General features: G+C 59.7%; 15 protein-coding genes. 10 read left to right on the plus strand and 5 right to left on the minus strand.

Going from position 1 to position 16,062, the window contains the following annotated elements:
• Window positions 1-65: 65 nt before the first annotated feature.
• The 4 genes from QRN11_RS12730 to QRN11_RS12745 all read left to right on the plus strand — a co-directional run bounded on the left by QRN11_RS12730 (window position 66) and on the right by QRN11_RS12745 (window position 4,271).
• Window positions 66-989: a transporter substrate-binding domain-containing protein gene (locus QRN11_RS12730; RefSeq protein WP_285251272.1), complete on the plus strand. Its 924-nt coding sequence runs from the start codon at window positions 66-68 to the stop codon at window positions 987-989.
• A 6-nt stretch (window positions 990-995) separates the two neighbouring features.
• Entirely contained in the window at window positions 996-1,919 is a 924-nt protein-coding gene (locus QRN11_RS12735) for an amino acid ABC transporter permease (RefSeq protein ID WP_285251273.1), read from the plus strand.
• Window positions 1,916-2,716 carry an amino acid ABC transporter ATP-binding protein gene (locus QRN11_RS12740; RefSeq protein WP_285251274.1) on the plus strand — a complete coding sequence of 267 codons (801 nt, stop codon included), beginning with the start codon at window positions 1,916-1,918 and terminating at the stop codon, window positions 2,714-2,716. The genes QRN11_RS12735 and QRN11_RS12740 overlap by 4 nt, the downstream gene beginning before the upstream one ends.
• A 61-nt stretch (window positions 2,717-2,777) precedes the next feature.
• On the plus strand, window positions 2,778-4,271 hold the full coding sequence (locus QRN11_RS12745) for an MFS transporter (protein ID WP_285251275.1): 1,494 nt from the start codon (window positions 2,778-2,780) through the stop codon (window positions 4,269-4,271).
• 14 nt (window positions 4,272-4,285) lie between these two features.
• Here the strand turns inward: QRN11_RS12745 and QRN11_RS12750 are convergent, their stop codons facing one another.
• Complete coding sequence (locus QRN11_RS12750) at window positions 4,286-4,723, minus strand: PaaI family thioesterase (protein WP_285251276.1); 438 nt, start codon at window positions 4,721-4,723, stop codon at window positions 4,286-4,288.
• A gap of 105 nt (window positions 4,724-4,828) precedes the next feature.
• On the opposite strand from QRN11_RS12750, the gene QRN11_RS12755 reads away from it, so the two are divergent.
• From QRN11_RS12755 to QRN11_RS12775, 5 genes are all read left to right on the plus strand, one after another.
• Entirely contained in the window at window positions 4,829-5,956 is a 1,128-nt protein-coding gene (locus tag QRN11_RS12755) for a CapA family protein (protein WP_285251277.1), read from the plus strand.
• A gap of 44 nt (window positions 5,957-6,000) precedes the next feature.
• The gene (locus QRN11_RS12760) at window positions 6,001-7,185 is read left to right on the plus strand and encodes a 2-hydroxyacyl-CoA dehydratase subunit D (protein WP_285251278.1); all 1,185 of its coding nucleotides are present in this window, start codon (window positions 6,001-6,003) and stop codon (window positions 7,183-7,185) included.
• Window positions 7,182-8,480: a 2-hydroxyacyl-CoA dehydratase family protein gene (locus QRN11_RS12765; protein WP_285251279.1), complete on the plus strand. Its 1,299-nt coding sequence runs from the start codon at window positions 7,182-7,184 to the stop codon at window positions 8,478-8,480. The genes QRN11_RS12760 and QRN11_RS12765 overlap by 4 nt, the downstream gene beginning before the upstream one ends.
• Window positions 8,481-8,568: 88 nt before the next feature.
• Window positions 8,569-9,852: a CaiB/BaiF CoA transferase family protein gene (locus QRN11_RS12770; protein ID WP_285251280.1), complete on the plus strand. Its 1,284-nt coding sequence runs from the start codon at window positions 8,569-8,571 to the stop codon at window positions 9,850-9,852.
• Between the two features lie 45 nt (window positions 9,853-9,897).
• On the plus strand, window positions 9,898-10,578 hold the full coding sequence (locus QRN11_RS12775; RefSeq protein ID WP_285251281.1) for a GntR family transcriptional regulator: 681 nt from the start codon (window positions 9,898-9,900) through the stop codon (window positions 10,576-10,578).
• Between the two features lie 95 nt (window positions 10,579-10,673).
• Here the strand turns inward: QRN11_RS12775 and QRN11_RS12780 are convergent, their stop codons facing one another.
• Together QRN11_RS12780 and QRN11_RS12785 are read right to left on the minus strand one after the other, a co-directional pair.
• The gene (locus tag QRN11_RS12780; RefSeq protein ID WP_285251282.1) at window positions 10,674-11,588 is read right to left on the minus strand and encodes a zinc-binding dehydrogenase; all 915 of its coding nucleotides are present in this window, start codon (window positions 11,586-11,588) and stop codon (window positions 10,674-10,676) included.
• Between the two features lie 320 nt (window positions 11,589-11,908).
• The gene (locus tag QRN11_RS12785; RefSeq protein ID WP_285251283.1) at window positions 11,909-13,099 is read right to left on the minus strand and encodes a cytochrome P450; all 1,191 of its coding nucleotides are present in this window, start codon (window positions 13,097-13,099) and stop codon (window positions 11,909-11,911) included.
• 152 nt (window positions 13,100-13,251) lie between these two features.
• Here QRN11_RS12785 and QRN11_RS12790 point away from each other — a divergent pair, with 152 nt between their 5' ends.
• Entirely contained in the window at window positions 13,252-14,148 is an 897-nt protein-coding gene (locus tag QRN11_RS12790; RefSeq protein WP_285251284.1) for a PaaX family transcriptional regulator, read from the plus strand.
• 119 nt (window positions 14,149-14,267) lie between these two features.
• Here QRN11_RS12790 and QRN11_RS12795 read toward each other — a convergent pair whose 3' ends face one another.
• Entirely contained in the window at window positions 14,268-14,879 is a 612-nt protein-coding gene (locus QRN11_RS12795) for a cysteine hydrolase family protein (RefSeq protein ID WP_285251285.1), read from the minus strand.
• 14 nt (window positions 14,880-14,893) lie between these two features.
• The gene (locus QRN11_RS12800) at window positions 14,894-16,006 is read right to left on the minus strand and encodes an alcohol dehydrogenase catalytic domain-containing protein (protein ID WP_285251286.1); all 1,113 of its coding nucleotides are present in this window, start codon (window positions 16,004-16,006) and stop codon (window positions 14,894-14,896) included.
• Window positions 16,007-16,062: the final 56 nt, after the last annotated feature.

Raw genomic sequence — 16,062 nt, forward strand, 5'->3', positions numbered from 1 at the left:
CGCAGATCACTGTAATGTTAGTATTCTAGCCTGTCGCAAATTCAACCCGCACAAGGACGTGTCACGTGAAATTTCGAACGAATCTCCCTGTTGCCGCAGTAGCCGCTACGGCCCTGCTACTAACCTCCTGCGCCTCAGGCAACACTCCGAGCAGCGCTCCGGCTTCGTCGGCGGGCTCGGACACCCTGTATAACGAGCTGCCCCAAAAAATCAGGGATGCCGGCGAGCTCATTGTTGCTGCAGATGCCCACCCGCCCTACAGGAATGTCGCGGCCGACGGCAAGGTGACGGGAATTGACCCGGATCTGTGGGATGCCTTGGGTAAGGAACTCGGAGTCAAGGTCACATTTCAGCAGGCCGCAGCACTTCCCGCTATTCTCACCGGCCTGGATACAGCGCGCTACGACGCCTACAACGGACCCATCGCCGCGACCGCCGACCGCGAAGCCAAGTACGACATGGTTGCCTGGCTGAAAAACGACGTAAGTTATCTTTTCCCCACTGCCGACGGCAAGAAACTCGGTGGCATTCAGGACGTCTGCGGGAAAAAAGTCGCTCACGGCGTAGGGAACATCATCGAAGGAGAAGTGGCAAAGCTCAACCAATGGTGTGAAAGCACGGGACGGCCGAAGGCCGAAACTATCCCCTTGAAAGACACCTCTGCCACAATCCTGGCTTTGGCTTCAGGTCAGGCGGACGTGGCTGCCATGCCCGAAACGTCGGCCGTTGACGCCATGACCGCGACACCGGACAAGTATGACTATGTGATCCAGGGAGCCGAGCAGGGCTCGACCACCAAGTATCAGTCCCTGATCACCCCGATCAGCTCTGGTCTTGGTGGCGTGATGCTCAAGGCCTTCGAACGCATCTTCGCCAACGGTTCCTACGATGCGGTCGTGACCAAATGGAAGCTCGATCGCGTTAAAGTCGACGCCCCCTCCATAAACCCCGAAACAAAGCGAGAACCGCAAGCGGTTGAAAAGGGCTAAACGGCGATGACTACTAAGACAGAACACATCCCGCCACCGTCCTCCCTGGATGATGTGGGCGCTGCAAAAAAGCGTTTCCGTCCGGTCCGGCTCGCGACCACTGTCATCGTGCTGCTGATCGCAGTGCAACTACTCGTTTTCATGACGACGAACGAAAAGTTCGAGTGGAATGTCGTGGCTGAGTACCTCTTCTACCCCACCGTTCTGATGGGCGTAGGTGTCACGCTCCTGCTGACCTTCGTGGGGATGGTCCTGGGCTCTGTGCTCGGCACGTTTATAGCGGCAGGCCAGTTGAGCGGGTCCCGGACCGCGCGCTGGTTCTGCAAAGTCTTTGTCGGCGTATTCCGCGGCGTGCCGCCGCTGGTCCAGCTCATCTTTTGGTTCAATCTGGCTTACCTCGTCCCCCGCATCGAGTTGGGCCTGCCCTTCGCCTCGCCATTCTTCTCGCTTCCCACCAACCAAGTCATGACACCGTTGATGGCTGCAGTAATTGGACTGACCCTGCATGAGGCGGCATACATGTCCGAAATCATCCGGGCCGGAATCATCTCCGTAGACCGCGGTCAACTCGACGCCGCGAAAGCCATGGGCTTCACCTCCGGGCAGGCATTCCGCAAAGTCACTCTGCCGCAGGCGATGCGGGTCATTATCCCGCCTACCGGGAGTCAGGTCATCGGACTTCTGAAAGGAACGTCCCTGGTCAGCGTCATCGGGATGACCGACCTGCTCCTCTCGACCCAGCTGATCTACAACCTCAACTACAAAATAGTCCCGCTGATCATCGTTTCCGTCGTATGGTACCTCGCTGTCGTTTCCGTCCTGACGGCTGTCCAACGGAAGGTCGAGGATAAATTCGGCCAAGGGCATGCTCTGACTTCACCCACCCGCGCAGCCCAGAAGCTCCAACAAGCGAAAGTCCTAGAACAGTGACCACATCAACAGGCAAGCCAGTGCTGCAGGTACGGAACCTCAAGAAGTCATTCGGTGGTACTCCAGTCCTGGAAGGAGTAAGCCTGGACCTGCACGAAGGAGAAGTGCTGGCGATCCTCGGCCCGTCGGGATCGGGAAAGTCGACGCTCGCTCGATGCATCCACATGCTCGAAACCATCGACGGCGGAGCGGTTTACCTCGACGACGAGATGCTCGGCTACGAAGAACACCACGGCCAACTGCGAGAGCGTTCTGAGCGGAACATCTCCGCGCAGCGGGCAAAGCTCGGAATGGTCTTCCAGCAGTTCAACCTGTTCCCGCACTGGACAGTACTGCGGAACATCACCGAAGCCGCCGTCACCGTTCACCGACAGCCAAAGGATGCAGCAAGGGAACGTGCTCTTTACCTGCTGCGCGAGATGGGTCTGGGCGACAAGGCCAACTCCTATCCCAAGCAGCTCTCGGGCGGCCAGCAGCAACGTGTAGCCATCGCGCGAGCGATTGCAACGCGTCCCCGCGTCCTTCTGTTCGACGAGCCGACCAGTTCACTGGACCCTGAACTGGTAGGCGACGTCCTTGGTGTCATGCGCAGGCTGGCTGAGAGGGGAACGACGATGATCGTTGTGACCCACGAAATGGACTTCGCCCGAGACGTCGCTGACCGCTGCATCTTCATGGCCGGCGGCCACATAGTGGAAGAAGGAAAGCCCGGTGCCTTCTTCCAAAATCCCCAGTCCGACAGGCTCAAGGCCTTCCTGGCCCGTCACATTGGTACAGCCAGCAATCAGCCGACATAGAACACGATTTCGTTAGAGCGCGAGCCGAACGGGCGTGGCGCCGAAGCGCGGGGGGCCAGCCATGACAACACCAGATACGAGCAAAAAGCCCCGGCTGACCCTCGCAGGCTTTGTAGTCGCAGTCGCGTTTACCGTGTTGTCCCTCGCCGACATGAGCAAGTTCAACGTAGCGATTCCCGACATCAGAGAATCAACAGGAGCCACCCCAACACAACTGCAGCTGATCGTGTCCGGCTACATCCTCGCATTCGGATTGACGCTCATCCCGGCAGGACGGCTGGGGGACGTCCGCTCACGCCGCGGCCTGCTCCTTTTCGGCATGGCGCTCTACACGCTGTCGAGTCTGGCATGCGCCGTGTCACCCACGCTTGAAGTCCTGGTCTTGTCCCGGCTTGCCCAAGGAATGGGGGCAGGCCTCCAGTCACCCCAGATCATAGGACTGATCCAGGACCACTTCACGGGCCCCGAACGTGGCCGCGCCTACGGGGCATTCGGGGCCCTGGTGGGCGTGGCCACAGGCGTTGGCCCGGCCCTGGGTGGGACAATCCTCTCTCTTGGAGGCGGAAACATCGACAACTGGCGCCTGTTGTTCTGGGCAAATGTTCCGATCGGAGCGCTTGGCCTGATACTCACACTGCTTCTCGTACCCAGGGGTACACCTAGGCCCAGAAGAGTGACGTTAGACCCGCTGGGTCTTCTCTTACTCGGTGCCACCATCGTCGCTTTCATGTTGCCCGTCATACTGACGACCGGAGCCCCAGAGGATAGCCCCTTACGATGGATCTGCGTGCCAGTCGGCTTCCTCGCCGCCTACAGCTTCATCAAATGGGAAAAGTCATACTCGGCTTCCGGCAGGCAGCCCCTGGTGCCCATGAAGATGCTGCAACTGCCTACTTTCCGCCGGGGAATTCTCGTCGCATCGCTATTCAATGTGGCCATGGCGGCAGGATTTATCGTTGTCATGATGTTCCTGCAGGAGACCGGGGTCGATCCCGTGTCCGCAGGTATTGCCACAGTTCCCTTCGCTCTCACGTCGGCTGCGACGTCCGCCGCCATCGGCCGACGCATCGATAAATCCGGACCAACGCTTATCGTCGCCGGCGTCGCCGTCATGATGCTCGGATACGCGCTGGTGGCAATCTCAGCCGTGTTGGCTCCTCACGATCTTCGCTGGATCTTCATCACAGGATCGCTCACGCTGGCAGGTGTAGGAGGAGGTGCGGTCACTGCACCGAGCCTGTCCGTCGCTATGCGCGACACCGACGCCGCCTTCGCCGGAGTGGCTGGATCTGTTGTCCAGACCGGACAGCGACTCGGCACAGCGGTGGGGGCCAGCCTGGGTATAGCCGCCTACTTTTTCCTACTCCAACTCAGTGAACCAGGCACTCCTGTCCTTGACACTCACAGGTTGGCAATCTCAGGTACCTTCATTGTCCTGGTCGCGATTCTTCTCCTGAGCCTGCTCATCGCCTGGGCCGGCCTGTCCCAAACGGGACAGAGAGGCGGAGGCAGAATGCGTTCCGAAATTGTCCAGGAGCGACACCAACGCCAGTAAGGTCACGGATTCCATCAGGACGGATTGAGGTACGTCGTCTGCACGGAGGCCAGAAGCCTGCCCTCATCCAAGGACGTCACCGTCGTATCAGTCACAATAAGGGTCTTCCCCGCCTTGATCAGCCGCGCTTTAGCCTCCGCCGTGCCGCTCCGGACGTTACCCAGCAGATGAACGTTGGACTGGACCGCAAGCGGAAATTGGTCCGGCAGCATCTGCTCCATGGCCAGGAAGGTCCCTGCGATGTCGGCAAGACCGAACAAGGAAGCGGCGGAAAACATCCCGGCGGGCTGGGAGATGGCCGGTCGCAGGGCCAGACGGAGGACAACAGATTTGCTGTCACCTGAAACGGCCGTAATACCCAGAGTGACGGCGATGTCCTCCCTGCCCACACAGAAACGTTCCCATTTGCGTACAAAGCTTTGATCAAGTCGGGCGCTAGCGGACATGTTCATCTTTGAAGTCCTTATCGTTCGCTCGATGTGTTGCTCACATCATACTGTAATGTTAGCATTACAGTGCCTTTGAAGAAACAGGTTTCGGCTCAACGGAGAGACGCAATGACCAGAACATCCACCGACGTAATGCTTGTCGGGGACCTCGTCCTTGACGGGCCCGACATCCACCGGCATTTCGACGACACCCGCGAGACCCTTTCTGCGGCCGACGTGACCGTCGGGCACGTTGAAGTCCCGCATACCCTTACTGGCGCGCAGGCGGTTTTCGCTTCACCAGCGCCCCTCATCGACCCTGCAAATCTTGAGGCGATTGGGGGCGCTGGCTTCGATATCTGCACGCTGGCAGGAAACCACATCTATGACCGCGGGCAGACCGGAATTGAAGACACCCTGGAGGCGCTCGAATCCCAGGGCATTTTGACGGCCGGAGCTGGGCTGAACATCAACCACGCCCGACGTCCGGCCATCATTACGCGGAATGGACGGAAGCTCGGCGTGCTGAGCTACAACTGCGTAGGTACCAGGGAAACCTGGGCCTCGGCCGGCAAGGCAGGGTGCGCGTTCGTCCGGATCCTCTCGCATTACGAACTGGACTACGCAAGTCCGGGCAGCCCCCCGGAGGCTTTCACTTTTGCAGAGCCAGCCTCACTGGCGGCCATGGAGCAAGACATACGCCAGCTCCGAGATCAGGTTGAGATTGTGATAGTCGCGCTTCACAAGGGTCTTGTCCACACACCTGCCACCATCGCCGACTACGAAAAGCAGGTTGCACACGCCGCCGTCGACGCCGGAGCGGACATCGTTATCGGGCACCATGCACACGTCCTGCAAGGCATCGAGCTCTACAAAGGGAAACCGATATTCCACGGCCTGGGGAACTTCGTGACCACGACGAAGGCGCTGAACGTCTCCCCCACCAACGACCCGGACGCACTCGCCTGGGCCAAACGCCGCAGGAAATTATTCAACTTCGAGCCCAGCCCTGGTTACGAGAAATACCCCTTCCACCCGGAAGCGAAACATGCGTTTATCGCCACCGTGACCATCGGAAGCACGGGCGACATTACTCCAGGATTTCTTCCGTGTGTCATCGGCCCAGACGCGATACCACGTCTCGTGGGCAGCACCCCAGAGGGCCGAGAGGTCGCCGACTATGTCAAGAAAATCTCTAACGAGTCGGGCTTCCACCCTACTTTCACTTGGAGCGGGGACCGGGTCTTGGTGGCCTGACGCCGAAGCCTAACACCCCAGCATTTAAGCAAAGGAGCACTACGATGCAGACCGATTCCACGTTGCCGGCACTTGAAACTCTGGTTGATCATTACGAAGACCCGGAGCGCGCTGCCCGGGAACATAAATCCGAGGGCGGAAAAGTCGTCGGATACCTATCAAACAATGTCCCCGTTGAACTCATCATCGCGGCGGGTCTATTCCCCGTCGAAATCAAAGGCGACCCACACAGGGGGACCGAGGCCGGGGACATCTATATGGAACCGTTCCACGATGGACACATCCGGTCCATCTTCTCCCGCGCCCTCGCCGGAGAATTCAACTACCTTGACCTGCTCGTGATCCCCAGGAGCTCAGAGGGTTACCTGCAGCTCTATTACTACCTGCTGGAAGCAAAGAAGTGGCAGCCGGAACTCCGGCTGCCGGAAATCCATCTCTTTGATCTACTGCAAACGCCGTTTTGGATCAGCGGGCGGTACGACCGCAAGCAAATCGACGGCCTCAAGGACAAGCTGACCGAAATTTCGGGTCTGCCCCTCGGGCCGGACGACGTACGCCGGGGCATAGAGACAGTCAATGCCTCGAGGGCACGTCTGGAGCAGATTAACTCCTTCCGCCGTGAGTTCCCCCCGAAGATTTCCGGTACGGACATGCTTCGCATCATCCGTACCGCAGGATTCACTGACCGGTCCAAGTACAACGCACTGCTGGACACAGTTCTTGAAAATTCTCAGCACAGGCCCGGAATCACGGGGCCACGACTGATGGTCAAGGGAACCCAGCACGACTCCACCGACTTCTATGCACTCCTTGAGGACCTCGGAGCTGTAGTCGTCGCCGATGATCATTTCTCAGGTGAAAGATCGTTTGAGTATCCCGTCGAGACTCACCACGACAGCCATCTGGAAGCAATCACCCGCAAGTACCAGCAGTTCAGCGCCAGCCCACGCTCGTATCCGCAGTCAGACCAGGACGCGAGGTTCATCCAGATCGCCAAAGAAGCCGCCGTGGATGCGGTGATTTTCTATCTCGAGGAGAACGACGACACCTTCGGATGGGATTACCCCGGCCAAAAGCGGCTGCTCGACGAGGCTGGAATACCTTCCCTCTATCTGAAGTACCAGCCGTATTTCTCGGCCGATCATCAGACACAGCGCAGCGAAGTCACCAAATTCCTGCAGCAGATCGAATCTGCACCCGCGCCGGCCTTCACCCAGGAGATTCAGTGAACAATCCTTCAGCCACCAAAGCCCCCGCCACAGAACGCCTCCACTCCAGCAAGCTGGCAGCAGACAAGCAGAAAGCGTGGTTCGGTGACTTCCGTACCCGTGCCATGCAGAACGGCGAGCCATACATCATCGCCGACGGCGCAGCTCCCCATGAAATCGCCCACGTCATGGACATACCGGTCGTCTCGACCGTCTGGTACTCCGCAATCATCGCAGCCAAAAAGCTCTCACCCCGGTACTTCGGACTCGCAGACCGCCTGGGCTATCACGAACGACTGGCACGCTACGTAAGCTTGCCTCTCTTCAGCACCCTGGACAATGACCCTGAAGTCGCGCCCTACGGGGGCCTACCCAAGCCGCTGCTTCTGCTGAGCCGGTTCCGGGGCGACTTCAGCCAGAGAATCTTCGAGCAGTGGGCACAGGCATACGGCGTACCCCACTACCCCATTGACTGCAGCTCCGTGGTGAAGCTCGGAGATAACTGGTGGGACGAGAACCAGTACAACTGGGAGGAATTCTTCGGTACTGAACGGCTGGACCATCAGGTTGAGCAGCTCGAAGGACTGATCCGGGTCCTGGAAACTCTTACCGGCAAAGTCTTTGACTACGACGAGCTCACACGGCAGATGCATCTGTCGAACGAGCTTGGTGAAGTCATCAGGGAAACCGCAGATTTGATCGCCAGCGCCGACAAACTGCCCGTCTCGCTAAAAGACCAGCTGCCAAACGTCATGACGCCCACCTGGCACCGCGGATCGCAGTGGTCTGTGGACCACCTCCGCACCTACCGGGATGAGGTAAAGAAGCGGATTGATGACGGCGTCGCCATCTGCCCGGACGAAAATGTGCGGCTCATGTGGCTGAACAATGGCCTGTGGTTCGACACCGACTTCTACCGTGCCTTTGAGGAGAAGTACGGCGCAGTCTTCGTATGGTCCATGTACACAGACTTTGTCGCCGACGGGTACCGCCGCTACTTCAAAAATGATCCGCTGAGGGCTCTGGCCGCACGACACCTCACGGTGAATGAACAGCTCCACCTTCCCGGCTGGATGAATGACTATGTCGTCAAAAAGGCAAAGGACTTCCGGATTGATGGGGCTGTGCTCCTCATCTCGGACGGCGACCGCGCCCAGGCGACAGCCGCCAATTTTTCCCGCCTGGCACTCGAAGCAGCCGGAATCCCCGTCCATGTTCTCCACGCCAACACAGTTGACGAGCGGCTATGGGACGCCGAAGGACAGAACGCAGCGATGGGCGAATTCATCGAACAGCGCATCCTGCCCCGGAAGTAACTCACCATCCCACCCCCGCCGCCTTGCCTGTTCCGGTGGACTTACGCCCTCGCCCGGGCACTTTTGGCACGATTTTAAGAGGAACAACATGGAACAAACGAAACTCGCTCCGGCCCCTGAGTCTCCCAAGGCCAGCGCCCTGCCTAAACCCCTGGAGGATGTCGTCGTCCTCGACGTAACCCTCGCGCTTTCGGGGCCGTACGCCACCTTGCTTCTGGCGGGCCTCGGCGCCCGCGTGATCAAAGTGGAGAATCCCGAGGGCGGTGACGCGGCACGTGAGAACTCCCCCTACTACGGGCGGGATGGGGTGAACCTGGGACGACAGCACCCGGATGACGTATCCCTGGCTGCGCTGAGTAGACTCCGCAACAAGGAAGCTGTGACGCTCAACCTCAAGTGCCCGGAAGGGCAGGCCATCTTCCGCCAGCTTGCCGCCAAGGCAGACGTTCTGGTGCAGAACTTCAGTTTTGGAACCATGGAGAAACTGGGACTTGGCTACGACGTCATCCGGGAGATCAACCCCAGAATTGTTTATTGCTCGATCAGCGGCTTCGGCTCGGAAATCACCCCCGGTGGCGGCAAGGCAATGGACTCCATCATCCAAGGCATGAGCGGGGCCATGCTCTCGACCGGAGAACCTGGTGATCCGCCCGTTCGGATCGGCTTCCCGATAGCTGACCTCGCAGCACCCCTGTTCGGGGTAATCGGCATACTTTCAGCTTTGCACCAGGCCAGGCGTACGGGTATCGGTCAGCATGTCGATGTGTCAATGCTTGGTGCTCTCACCTCCTTGGTTGCCGTGGAGCCCTGGGCGACAATGGAGGCGCTGAACATCCCAACCCGCACAGGCAGCAGCATGCCCCGTCTGGCTCCCTTCGGCAATTACCGGACCTTGGACGGCTTTGTAGTCATTTGCGCTCCCCTTGATGCATTCTCCCGCGGCCTTTTCTCCGCAATGGGACAAAGCGAGCTCATCAGCGACACCCGCTTCGCCAGCCGCGATGACCGTGTCCGGAATTCGCGCGAGCTTGACGCGTTGATCGAAAGGTGGACATCGTCGATGTCCACTGCCGATGCGATCACTGCGCTTCAGGCGGCAAGCGTCCCTGCAGGTGAAGTGCGGACTCCAAAGACCGCAGTATCAGACCCTGTAACCGTGCGGCGCGGTGAGACTGCACCACTAACTCATCCGCTCTACCCGAACGGGGACCCCGTATACGGCCCGGGTGTACCAATCGTGTTTTCGGGTGCCACCGTGGGCTTTGACCAAGCCCCTCCCCAGCTGGGCGCCCACACCGAGGCCGTTCTTACTGAACTGCTGGGACTCAGCTCGGCGGAAATCAGTACCCTGCGGGGCCGAGGTGCCATATAGACTGACGGTCGTTCATTTCAACGAGAAACCAGCGGCGGTACCACGATGACAGACGTAAACGAGTTCGCCTCGACCGCAGGGACATTGTCCGGCAGAATCTACGCAGTTATTAAGGACAGGCTGCTTCACGGCGTCTATAAACCCGGACAACGGCTACCGATTGAGACTCTGGCCCAGGAATTCGGTGTGAGCAAGCAACCCGTACGGGAGGCCTTCAGAGCATTGTCCGCCGACGGGCTGCTCGACATCAAACCCCAAATTGGCTCAATTGTGGCCGCCTACTCCCCCAAAGAGTTTGCGCTGTTCTACCGCGTCCTGGCCGGCTATGAACGGGCCGCTGCCGAAGCTGCGGCCGTGAACGCAACTGATGAACAAATCAACCAACTCCGGGCCTTCCTGCACGGTGCAGAAAGCCGTCAACTTCACGCCAACCCAACCGATCAGCTCCCCGAGTTCCGGCGCAGCAACAGGGAGTTTCACGCCATGGTGCATGCCATGGCCAACTCGAGGCTGCTGACCATCCAGGGGCAGCGGTTGTGGGACCTCAGCGATTTCCTGCTGAGTTCCTTGCAGGGCCAGGACGGTGTACGTGCACTCGCCCCGAAACAACATGATGAACACTGGGAAATTATTGAAGCATTCGAAAGTCGGGATCCCGAACGCGCCGGTCTCATAATGCTGGAACACGTGAACAGGATCGCCGAGATGACCGCACACAGGGTATAACCAAGCCAAGGGCCAAGGCCTTTTCGGCGCCGGTGGATGATCAGCGGCGTCAAAGCCTCAAAAGGGATGACCACCGGCTGCCCCGGTACTGGCTGTCACCCCGGGATTGCGATGACAATCTTCCCGGTAGTGTCCCCGTTGATCATTGCCCGGAACCCCTCGTGGATCCGGGTGAGTGGGAGCACCCGGTCTATGCGCGGCCGAATCCCGGATACCTCCAGCAGTGCCAGCATTGCCTCCGTCTCCTGCTTTGTGGCGCCAGTGGACCCTAGGATCCTCAGCTGCTGGTAGAAGACTCGGCCGAGCTCGGCCTCGGGATTCATGCCACTGGTCGCTCCTGCGACGACAACCGCGCCACCGGGACGGAGGCAGCGCAGCGAATGCGCCCACGTAGCTTCACCAACGGTCTCGATTACGGCATCCACGCGTTCAGGCAGACGGGCGCCAGGTTCAAAGACCTCCTGGGCACCCAGCTCCAGCGCGTACACGCGTTTGGACTCGGTTCGGCTAGTTGCGTAAACAATGGCCCCTGCGGCGGCCGCGAGTGCAATGGCCGCGGAGGCAACACCGCCCCCGGCTCCTTGTACAAGCACGCGGTCACCCGCTGAAATACGTGCTTGGGTAAACAGCATGCGGTACGCGGTGGACCAGGCGACCGGGAGGCACGCCGCCTCTTCAAAGCTCAAGGAGGACGGTTTCGTGATGAGGCACCGGTCGGGCACTGCCAGATATTCTGCGAATGCTCCGTCAATCGTTTCCGAGAGCAGAGCCCGGTTGGGATCGAGCGTTTCATCCCCGCGTCCGGCTGCGGCGTCACCAATGATCGGATAAACCAGTACTTCGCGTCCGTCATCAGTGATCCCCGCGGCGTCTCCCCCCAGAATGATGGGGAGGTTTTCGGGATTGTGTCCTACGCCCCTGAGCGTCCAGACGTCATGCATGTTCAGGGACGAAGCCCTGACCCGGATTCGTGTCCAACCGGAACCGGCGGCAGGGATGGGAACGTCCATTAACTTCAGGCAAGAGAGCGGATCGGCCGCGTTCTGGGCAGTTGCTACGGCGGCTAACATCGAGGTCCTTTAAAATGGGTGCGTAGTTTGTGTGTCCTGGACGGTAGGACCTTGCATCGCATTTGGGGTGCCAAACAGGCTCGCGGCGGAAATGGCCCACTTCTGGAGCTCCCCCGGGCCATCGGTGCAGAATCCTGCAGGCCGCACTCTTCGTCCCTGGAACCGATGCGAACGGGGCAGCACCCCTGCGCTGCCAGCCGGTGCCACCAGCCGATGCACGCTGAATACTGCCCCCGCCGGCGCGGCTTCGTGAAACCTGTTTATGCCGGTACGGCTCTCAGTGGCGTTGAGGACGGGCCGAACTCGAGCCAGTCGGTCATTTTGACGTCCCCAGCCAACTCAAATGATTTCGTCTTACGCAGGAGCGCCTCCACCCCGATACATAGCTCCAGTCTCGCCAGGGAGGCCGCCGGGCAACGGTGCGGACCCCTGCCGAATGCGATGTGCTTATTGGGCTTTCGGTCCATATTGAATTCGTGCGGGTTTTCAAACACGTCCTCATCCCGGTTCGCCGAGGGGAAGATCATCGCAATCGGCTCCCCGGCTGGGATCTGGCGATCCCGAATTTCTACATCATGTGTGGCTGTGCGGGCAAAGACTCGGTACGGCGAGTAGAGGCGCAGAAACTCTTCCACAGCATCGGGAATGCGATCAGGGTTTTCACGGAGGCGCTGCTGAAGCTCCTGGTCCCGTGCCAGATGGGTTGCGATGCTTCCCAGAACTGCGCCCGGGGCAGCCTGAGACGCTGAGAGGAACTGACGGATGCTGGCGACAACCATGTCATCAGGGATTGCCTCGCCTCTCTCGCCGGCAAGGAGGAGCGCGGAAATCAGGTCCTCATCCGGATTGAGCAGGTTCTGCTTGCGCGCAAAGACGATCTCTTTGGCCACTTCATAGAGTCGGTCACTCCATTCAACGACCTTTAGTTTATCCATTGCCATTTGGGCCCGGTAGTACTGCACCTGGACCTCACGTGAACGCAGCATCATGTCCAACGGCAACTTCAGGATCAACCCAAAAGCCCGGGCAGCAAAGTACTCAGCGAAGTCGAGTGTGTAATCGAAGTGGCCGGCGGCGATCAGGGGGTCGATCAGCTCGTCGGCAAAGCGACGAAGCTCCGGCTCAAGAACGGCCATGCGGCTCTTGGCGAAAACTGGAGTGACCGGCCGTCGGTAGGTGTCATGTTCCGGCGGATCAAAGTGAAGCGGGGGTCGTTTGCCCTGGTTGCGGGTGGCAGGCGGGACGACATTCTTTTCCGCAGTGCTGAAGGTTTCATGCTCCGTTTGAACACGGATGATGTCCTCGTACTTGAAGACCGCCCAAAAGCCCCCGAATGACTCACTGTGTGCCACGGGGCACTTGGCGCGCATCTCCTCGTAGTACACGTGCGAATTGTCGAATGTCTCCTCGTAATGAGGGTTGAACTCGTTCACGGCTTCCTGTTGAGCCACCGTTGCCTCCTAATTGCCGGGCCCTTCGCAAGCCCTTCAGCGGACGTGCTCCGCTTCACGTCCAATAAGCTTCGCATGCGCCGTTACCACCGTCAAGATAATTGACAAGTAACTGGGTGGGCAATGGTGCGGTCTGTACGAAAGACTTAGACATGAGCAACCTCAAACCGGTCCACGGCTCCCAGCAGTTCCTGCTGACGCTTCTTGGTACCTATTTCCTTGGAGTTGAGGACGATATCCCGTCGACGTTCTTCGTCGATGTGTTGGGCGACTTCGGCCTTAGCGAAACGGCAGCCCGAAACGCCCTAAGCCGGGTAGCACGTCAGGGCTTTCTCGAACCCTCCCGGCGGGGCCGCGCCACTTACTACACGCTGACTGAGCCAGCACGCCGCCGTCACCAACACCGCCTTAAGCAGATCGTGGATTTTGGGCGTGAGTACCGCGACTGGGACGGGCATTGGACCGTTATCACGTTCTCCGTAAGTGAGGAGCAGCGCCACCTTCGCCACCAGGTCCGGCAGTTGCTTCGGCAGTTCGGTTTCGGGCTACTGTACGACGGGGTCTGGGTACGACCCTGGGCGCTGGACGAGGAGTCCCGGCGGGCACTGATGAACGTGGGTATCAACCGCATGACGGTTTTCAGCGGTGCCCCTCAGGCCGATTTCGGGGCCGAGGGAAACCCCGCCGCCGCCTTCGGGCTCGAGGACCTCAGGCCGCGCCTGGAATCATTTATCAGCCGTGCCGCGGACATAGTTGACGCCATTGAAGACGATGCTGTTTCGCCAACCATGGCATTGAGACTGCGGATCGAGACCCTGCGGGACTGGCGGGAAATCGGCGAAGCCCATCCGGACCTCCCCTTGGCGCTCTTGCCTTCCGACTGGCCTCTACCCGAGGCGCGCGCCCTATTTGAAAGGACGTATGACGGACTTGCAGAACCGGCGGAGGCGCGAATGCGCCATCACATGATGCAGAGCACGGCCGATCTGGTTCCCGCTATCGGATCCCTCAGTACGAGCGAAGTAGCGCAACTGGAACCCGCCAGCTGATTAACTGACCCGGCCTCCGGTCTTACGAAATCATCATCGAGACGAATTGGCGCGGGCCGCCCGGGTGTGGGGCGAGCCGGGCGACCCGCGCTCAGCACCTCGTCGTATGAGGGGCCCGTTTAGGCCACGTGGCTGGGCAGCGCGGCAGTGAACTCCTCAAGGGTAATGACCTGGGCAAACAATCCCATCGACGCAAGGGACGCCTGATGGGAGTCATTGTCCGCCGCCGAGGTGGCATCGGAGAGGACGTAGGTGCCGTATCCCAAATCCGCAGCCTGACGGACAGCGGCTTCCACGGATGCATTGGTCGCCACGCCACAGATGACTACATTCTCCACGCCGCGGGATGCAAGGATTTCCTGCAGTTTTGAGCCGCTGAATGGACCCGGCAATTGGTGGATGACCACTTCATCGGAATCGTGGACGTCCACCTCCGCGACAATGGCGCTGCCTTCGCTTGCCTCCTTGAGGCAACCGGCCTGGGCGACCATCTGTAGCAGCGGGAGCGCGCGGTTCAAGTCCGAGTAGTTGTCCATGAAGGCTATCCGAAGCGGTACAACCAGACCTCCGGCATCCCGCAAAGATTGCATGGCTTTCCGGCATTGGGTGAGCACGTCACGGGACTGGACTTCGGGGTGGAACATCTGGCCAAAGGCAGTTCCTGGTGACACGATGTCGTGTTGAAGGTGGACAGCCAAAAGGGCAGTCGTTGCAGGGTTTAGGGTGACCACGGAAACCTCCCCGTCTAGTCGTTGGGCTTGAGGATGATGGAGGTGAAGCCGCCGGCGCGATCGGTGGCAGCGTCGATGGCTTGATTGGCCTCCTCGAGGCTATAGTGCCAGGCCTCGAAATGGCTGAGGTCAAGGGTTCCTGCGGCGGCCATCCGCGCCATTTCCTCTCCTTCCGCCACGCTGAACCACAGCGAAGTCAGCAGGCTGATCTGCAGCGTCATCAGCCTGTACATCGGAATAGGCAGGTCCTCCGGCATCGCTCCTATGCTCACCATCCTGCCGCCCCGGCGCAGCGCCCAGATCCCCGCCATACTCACATCCGCCGTAGCTTTATCGCCGAGCGCATCAAGGTAGACGTCTGCGCCAAGCCCGTCGGTATTCTGCCGGACCCAGTCGCCAACATCCCCGTCGCCGTAGGCCATCACCTTGATGCGATCCGGAGCGATCTGGCGGATTCGTTCCAGCAGGGCCCTGTTGCGAGCGACACCGAAAATCTGCGTCGCCCCCATCGCCAGGGCCAGCAGCACAGCGCTCAGGCCCAGCGTGCCGGTAACACCCTGGATGAGGAGATTGGTGCCAGCCCGGACGTCCCCCTTGCGCAAACCCGAATATGCGGTGCCCAGGTATCCGAAGCGGGACGCATGGTCCAGCGGAACGTTGTCCGGTATCCGGATAATTCCCGACGCTGGCCCTTTGACGTACTGGCACATCCCGCCGTGGGGGTAATCCTTATGGATCTCCCTGGACTCGGGGCCGAAGCCGAAATACCCCTGGAAAGTGTATGCAGTGTCGCTCAGGGGATCACCTGTACGGGAGGCCCACGAGTCCACCGAATGCCGGCCGGGGTTGAGGTAGACACGGTCGCCCACTTTCAGGTTCCGGACACGTGCCCCGACCTGGCTGATAGTGCCTGCTGTGTCCATGCCGAAGATAGCGGGCAGCTCGGGCAACGGAAGGAACGATTTGAGAGACGGGTAGGTAGTGATGACATTGCGCAGATTCTGAACCAGATTCGCCGACTCAACCTTGATGATGACGTCGTAGTCATCTGGAACCGGAATAGGTACTTCATCCACTTCAAACTTGCCGCCTACCTGGTGCAGCCGCGCTGCTCGCATTGTGCTCATGGTGCTTCTCTTCATTCCTAGAGGTGATGGTCACGGCAGTGTGACGCTCGTCCCAT

The sequence above is a fragment of the Pseudarthrobacter sp. fls2-241-R2A-168 genome, from assembly GCF_030209335.1.
Taxonomy (GTDB): Bacteria; Actinomycetota; Actinomycetes; order Actinomycetales; family Micrococcaceae; genus Arthrobacter.